This window comes from Bathymodiolus japonicus methanotrophic gill symbiont, from assembly GCF_019721995.1.
In the GTDB taxonomy this organism is placed as follows: domain Bacteria; phylum Pseudomonadota; class Gammaproteobacteria; order Methylococcales; family Methylomonadaceae; genus Methyloprofundus.
On the sequence record NZ_BLYC01000097.1, the window covers coordinates 1 to 6,038 of the forward strand.

General features: G+C 35.7%; 9 protein-coding genes and 1 pseudogene. 7 read left to right on the forward strand and 3 right to left on the reverse strand.

Translation table 11 applies throughout. The features are described from left to right. Positions 1 to 3: 3 nt before the first annotated feature. On the reverse strand, positions 4 to 138 hold the full coding sequence (rpmH, locus tag K6984_RS29955) for a 50S ribosomal protein L34 (RefSeq protein ID WP_221894798.1): 135 nt from the start codon (positions 136 to 138) through the stop codon (positions 4 to 6). A 306-nt stretch (positions 139 to 444) separates the two neighbouring features. Between rpmH and K6984_RS29960 the strand changes: the two are divergent. The 4 genes and pseudogenes from K6984_RS29960 to K6984_RS29965 all read left to right on the forward strand — a co-directional run. After that, positions 445 to 645 (forward strand): annotated as a pseudogene (locus tag K6984_RS29960) (magnesium chelatase domain-containing protein); the annotation flags it as partial. A 202-nt stretch (positions 646 to 847) separates the two neighbouring features. Next, complete coding sequence (locus K6984_RS35540) at positions 848 to 976, forward strand: hypothetical protein (RefSeq protein WP_263458596.1); 129 nt, start codon at positions 848 to 850, stop codon at positions 974 to 976. A 27-nt stretch (positions 977 to 1,003) separates the two neighbouring features. Continuing rightward, complete coding sequence (locus K6984_RS35545) at positions 1,004 to 1,132, forward strand: hypothetical protein (protein ID WP_263458663.1); 129 nt, start codon at positions 1,004 to 1,006, stop codon at positions 1,130 to 1,132. Between the two features lie 229 nt (positions 1,133 to 1,361). Beyond that, entirely contained in the window at positions 1,362 to 4,613 is a 3,252-nt protein-coding gene (locus K6984_RS29965; protein ID WP_221898612.1) for an Eco57I restriction-modification methylase domain-containing protein, read from the forward strand. Between the two features lie 46 nt (positions 4,614 to 4,659). Here K6984_RS29965 and K6984_RS29970 read toward each other — a convergent pair whose 3' ends face one another. Further along, positions 4,660 to 5,076: a hypothetical protein gene (locus tag K6984_RS29970; RefSeq protein WP_221898613.1), complete on the reverse strand. Its 417-nt coding sequence runs from the start codon at positions 5,074 to 5,076 to the stop codon at positions 4,660 to 4,662. 21 nt (positions 5,077 to 5,097) lie between these two features. Between K6984_RS29970 and K6984_RS29975 the strand changes: the two genes are divergently transcribed. Continuing rightward, a complete protein-coding gene (locus tag K6984_RS29975) occupies positions 5,098 to 5,400 on the forward strand; it encodes a hypothetical protein (protein WP_221898614.1) in 303 nt (100 codons plus the stop codon). On the opposite strand, the gene K6984_RS29980 is transcribed toward K6984_RS29975, so the two are convergent. Then, positions 5,343 to 5,570, reverse strand: coding sequence for a hypothetical protein (locus tag K6984_RS29980; protein ID WP_221898615.1), 228 nt, complete (start codon positions 5,568 to 5,570; stop codon positions 5,343 to 5,345). The genes K6984_RS29975 and K6984_RS29980 overlap by 58 nt on opposite strands. 12 nt (positions 5,571 to 5,582) lie before the next feature. Here K6984_RS29980 and K6984_RS29985 point away from each other — a divergent pair, with 12 nt between their 5' ends. Both K6984_RS29985 and K6984_RS35550 read left to right on the forward strand, forming a co-directional pair. Continuing rightward, a complete protein-coding gene (locus K6984_RS29985) occupies positions 5,583 to 5,777 on the forward strand; it encodes a hypothetical protein (protein ID WP_221898616.1) in 195 nt (64 codons plus the stop codon). Positions 5,778 to 5,881: 104 nt separating this feature from the next. Next, positions 5,882 to 6,010 carry a hypothetical protein gene (locus tag K6984_RS35550; RefSeq protein ID WP_263458596.1) on the forward strand — a complete coding sequence of 43 codons (129 nt, stop codon included), beginning with the start codon at positions 5,882 to 5,884 and terminating at the stop codon, positions 6,008 to 6,010. Positions 6,011 to 6,038: the final 28 nt, after the last annotated feature.

Sequence of the window (6,038 nt, forward strand, 5' to 3'; positions counted from 1 at the left end):
AGCTTAAAGAGCAAGTGTGTGACGGCCTTTTCTTCTACGTGCGTTAATGACATTCCGGCCACCACTCGTTGCCATTCTTGCGCGAAAGCCATGAGTACGCGCGCGTTTTATTTTGCTTGGTTGATAAGTTCTTTTCATTCTGAGAGTTCCTTAGCTATAGGGTAAAAATTGGATAAAAAAGATCTGGAATTCTATGAAATTATTGAGCATTTGTCAATATACATGACTGCTTATTTATATAAGCCTGTATATACTAGCACAAAATACCGGTTATACCAGGTCATGATTTTCCTGCATTTAAGAGTGTTGCAACTGAACATAATTAGATTACAAATATGCAATGTATTGCTGAAGATTAAGATGTAGATAAAAAAACATTCCCGGTAACAGGTACAATAATCACTATTATTCTTTAGCCCTGTTTGAAAAATCAAGGAACTCAAGATGTTACTTGCCATTGCCTATAGTCGAGGTCGATCAGGGATTAATGCGCCACTGGTCACGGTGGAAGTGCATATATCCAATGGCTTGCCTGCGTTAAATCTGGTTGGACTCCCGGAGACGGCGGTTAAAGAAAGTAAAGATCGGGTTCGCGGTGCAATTATCAACTCGCACTTTCAATTTCCCATGCAGCGCATCACTATGCTACGAAAGAAAAACAGGAATTAATTCGGTATGGATATCATGAATCTCAATTAGAAACTGGCGAATATTTAAGCCTTTGATTTTAAAGGATACAATTAGAGCAAGGTTACTGGTGGCTTTTGTTTAGATGCTTAATATAGCCAAAGGAGAGAAGAGTTTAATTTTGTTTTTTATAAAGAGTATTTGCGGGGAGTCGCTATTTTTGCGAAAGCTTGTTTTGGGCATCCCAGCCCAAGCAAGCAGCAAAAACTTAACGCGACCACTTATGCCTCCGGCGGCCCCGATTCGTCCTCGTCACCTCGTCCCGACCCAACAAGGGGTCGGAACATAGGCTCCAAATGACTTGACGCCGTGTCGGATGGCCTTTTATTTTGTCTCCACCTTCGCTAACGCTCAGACTCCGACAAAACAACGGCCCTACGGCTATCGCGGACTAAAAATCTTCACTTCGCTTAGGCTACGTTTCCCTGATTTTCAGCGAATGTAGAATATCTAAAAATTATCAAGGGAAATTGCTCTTCAAGAGTTCAAATACTGCCAACATTACATTAAAGCTAAGGCGCTGAAAGTATTGGGTTTAATCTGTGTTATGGCTTATTTTAAACTCTATATTTACGAAGTATAGATAACATTACAAACAGACTTACGACTTAACGTGATGAATATGTATACATTTGGATAGAAAATCCCTTCTTTAAAAAGAGCACTACGTTATTATGCCAGCATTAGATAATCTAAAAAAGAAAAAACAAGAATTTATTATTAATGATAAAGAGTTCCTTCATTCGTTGAATGAGTTAGCGAAGAAAATAAATAAGACTTCCGATAAAGCAAAAAATGAAGCGGAAGTAGTTTCTGCATTTGATGTTAACTTTGTTCCTTTTGTTAAGGATCTGTTGGATATTGATTTTACCCCTAACAAAGAAGAAAGCATCGACACTGTAAAATATCAATCGGAAGGGCGAAAGAATAAAAAAGGTCGGATAGATAGTAGAATCGGATCAGTAATAATCGAATTTAAACATAAAAGCAAATTTAAAAATAAAGTAGATATAGATTCTGCTACAGACCAAACATTAGGGTATTTACACGCCTTAAATAGAGATGAACCTGGACAGTATGTTGGTATTGTTACTGATGGATTGAATAGAAAAATCCTTATGAATAACCAAGGTGAAGTTACCATTTCTTCATTAGAGAAGTTTAATGGGGATATCCTTCAAAAAATATGTAGCTTGTTTTTTCTTATGGAGAAAAAAGCTCTATCCCCAGAAAACTTAGCTTATGATTTTTGTAACCCTGAAGATTCTATCTCTAACTCTTTGATAAGTAGCCTACTAAATACGATAGAAAATAGCATTACTGGTAAAACTCAAATGCTATTTAACGAATGGAAGGGGTTATTTAAATTAGCTCATGATGATAAATCAAAACAAACAGCAATTATTGAAAGAAAAAAAAGCTTAGAGAGCGTATGTGCTCATCCATTAAAAACTAATGATGAAGAATATAAAGTGCTTTATGCTTTGCAGACCTCTTATGCAATTATAATAAAGATAATAGCTTTTAAAGTAATATCAAATGCTTATAGAGGGGAAAATAAAGAGTTCTCTTCCCTAATCAACTATGATTCGGAAGCATCAAGGTTGCACTTATCGGATTTAGAGGATGGAGCAATATTCCGAGATTATGGAATTGGAAACTTATTAGAAGGGGATTTCTTTTCTTGGTATTGTGCTTCAGAGCAATGGAATGATGGGGTATTTGAACAGGTAAAAAAAGTAATAAATGTTTTAACTGAATATGAAGACCGTGATCTCTTTAATGAAGGTTGTCAAGTTAATGATTTATTTAAAGATTTATATATGGGTATAATCCCTGATAAAGTTCGGCACTCTCTAGGCGAATTTTATACACCTCCTTGGCTAGCTGATAACCTGATAACAGAAGCATCTAAATTATCTAATACACTAAATTGGACATCATTGGATCCTTGTTGCGGAAGTGGAACTTTCATCACTACATTAATTAATAAAGTATTAGAAAGGCAACATCCATCTAAAGAAGAAAAGCTAAAAGATGTTTTAAGTTCTGTTCAGGGCTTAGATTTAAATCCATTAGCTGTATTATCTGCTCGGATTAATTATTTTATAAATATTTCTCATTTAATCGAAGAAGGTGACGAAATTGAAATTCCTATTTACCTTGGAGATTCTTCGTATGTGCCTGAAAGAATTACTATAGATAACATTGACTGCCTCAAGTATGAAATTAATACGTTAAAGGGCAGTTTGAAAATACTACTCCCTCTAAGTGCTGTTAAAGATCCTATTCGATTTTCAAAAACAATGACGACTATCGAACAGCACATCAAAAATTTAGACTCTAAAGAAATCTATGATTCTCTATGTGGATTATGTTCAAGTGATGATCTTTCTAAAGAAATAAAGACTTCTCTTCAAGAATTATCAGAACAATTTGTTGACCTAGAAAAGCAGGACTGGAATGGTATATGGGCCAGAATTGTTACCAACTTTTTAACAACAGCTAATCTTGGTAAATTTGATCTAATAGTAGGGAATCCACCTTGGATTGATTGGAAGAATTTACCCGCAGGCTACAGAGATCGAGTCAAAAAACTTTGCGTTGATAGGCATTTATTCTCTGGTGACAAAATGGTTGGAGGAATAAATTTAAATATTTGTGCTTTAATATCTAATGTGGCCGCAGACAACTGGTTAAAAGATGATGGTATTCTGTCTTTTTTAATGCCACAAAATATAGTCTTTCAACAAACATATGAAGGGTTTAGAAATTTTGAAACAACAAATGGTCGCTTATACTTACAGCAACTTTTTGACTGGGCTAAATCTGGTCATCCATTTAAACCAGTACAGATGAAATTCTCCACATACTTCTTTAGTAAAAAGGCTATTAATTATAAAAAAGGCATACCACTTTACCACTATAATAAAAAACCCAAAACACCATCACTTGAACACTACAAGACTACTTCCTATTATAGTGTAGTGGAGCCTGTTTTTAACATTGTAAAAGGCGTTGCTGGAAATGTTAATAAAAATAATACAGCCTTTAGTTATGCAGAAAATACTAGCAAGCTGAAAGGTTTTTCAAAAATATCAGGCGTATCATATTATGATGGACGAGAGGGAGTTGAGTTTTTTCCTCAAGAATTGTTTTTATGGAAGTTTATTAAAAATGTAGGCAAAAAAGCAGAGTTTGAAAACTACCAAGGTAATAAATCAAAATATAAAGTTCCTTTGCAGTCCATTATTTCTGAAACTAAATTTTTGCATCCATTGATTAAAGGAACAAATATAGAACCATTTTATATAAATGAGGTTGAATATTACTCTCCATTCCCATATGAATTTGGCAGCAGAAAACCATTAGTTATTTCTGAATTAACAAAAGAATCCCCTTTATTGGCAAAGTATTTTACTAAAAATAAAAGTGTATTAGAGCAACAAACAGATTACAACGATAAAATTATTGGTAAAAATAATTTAAGTGAATTTTACGCTCTTGCTCGTGTTGGTGTTTATTCATATGGGGAGTATTTTGTTTGCTTTAGAGATAATACGAAATGGCAAGCGGCAGTTGTTTCAAACATAGAAACCCCTTGGGGTGAATCTAAGAGACCTGTATTTCAAAACCACGCTGTAAGTATTTCTCAACGAGAAGATGGAAGTTATATTACAAAAAATGAAGCCCATTTCATTTGTTCAATTATAAATGCTCCAATAGTTAAAGAGTATATGGAAAAATCAAGTGATAGCAGATCCTTTAAAATTAGACCTCCTATAAATATACCTGTTTATAATGAAGGCAATCCTAATCATAAACAATTGTCAAAATTGTCTATTAGATGTCATAAATTAAGACAGAAAGGTAACTCTATTGATAATGAATTAAATGATATAGATGCATTAGTTCGAGCATTGTAAATTTAATTGTGAGCCTAATAAATGTTAGGCTCACAAAACACCAGCATTAATACTCTTTAATATCATCACTTTCATAATAAAGCTCTTTTTCAAAATCTAATACTAACTCTTCATAAATCACATTAAGAAAAACATCATTATCATTCCTTAAAACTCTATCTCCATTCAAGAAATTATCTCTATATCTTTCAATGTTTTCGTGCTCACATTCTATATTAGAGTTACAAAGGAAACCATTAAATATCGCATAAAAAACACCATAACCTTTTAATTCAAAACAATCATAATCAAAATTATATTCATCATAATAAACTCTTGATAATCCATTGCTATATAACACTTCGAATTCATCATAATTATCATAAAAAGAATCCATCTCAAATTCATCACATGTTTTTTTAAATAACACTTTTGCAGATTCTTTAAACGAATACTGCTTAACTATAATTTTCTTTTCTTCCATACTTCTTCTCTCCTTTTTAAAATGGTATTTGACCTTCCACAGGCGCGCCATGCTACCTCACGAAATTCCGGGACTCCTGTCGCCATAATTCGTTCACCTACGCAGCGGATAGGAGATGCCCTGAACGCCCTGCGTCCGCAACGACTACGCACAAAAGCCGCTTCGTCATTACTACCTCACTGGCTGGACGGCTATTCGGAATGCAATTCTTGCTCCTCTCGCGTGCTGCTAGCACACGTCGAATCAGCGAATTGCCCTGTCGCCTATCAGGGACTAAAAATCACCACTTCGCTAAGCTCCGTTTCCATGATTTTCAGCGAATGAAAACTATTGTCATTTTTTACAACACATTCAGCAGCAACCGCTGTCAGCCCCGGACGGGCTGATAGTCTCCAGAAGGCGCAGGGAAATTTGCCAATCCGAAGTGCGCGATAGCGCGCGAGGGAGGCTAAAATTTTATCCCGAATAGCCGTAGAGCCATTTGTGGTAGCCATGACTGAGCTGCTTTGTGCTCAGTCTGTGGCGGACGCAGGGCGGCTGGAGCATCTCCTATTCGCTGCGTAGGTGAACGAATTACGGCGACAGGAGTCCCGGAATTTCGTGAGGTAGCATGGCGCGCCTGTAATTTTTTAATACTTTTGAAAATTGATGTTTATCAACTTCAATATAACACTCAACATCAGAATACTTATCGAATTTAAAGTAATCATATTTATTTTAATATCTATACATATTAAAATAAACTTTCAAATCAGTTTTTGACAACTTAACATCCTTTTCAAAGAATCTCGGGGAGTCGCTATTTTTGCGAAAGCTTGTTTTGGGCATCCCAGCCCAAGCAAGCAGCAAAAACTTAACGCGACCACTTATGCCTCCGGCGGCCCCGATTCGTCCTCGTCACCTCGTCCCGACCCAACAAGGGGTCGGAACATAGGCTCCAAATGACTTGACGCCGTGTCGGA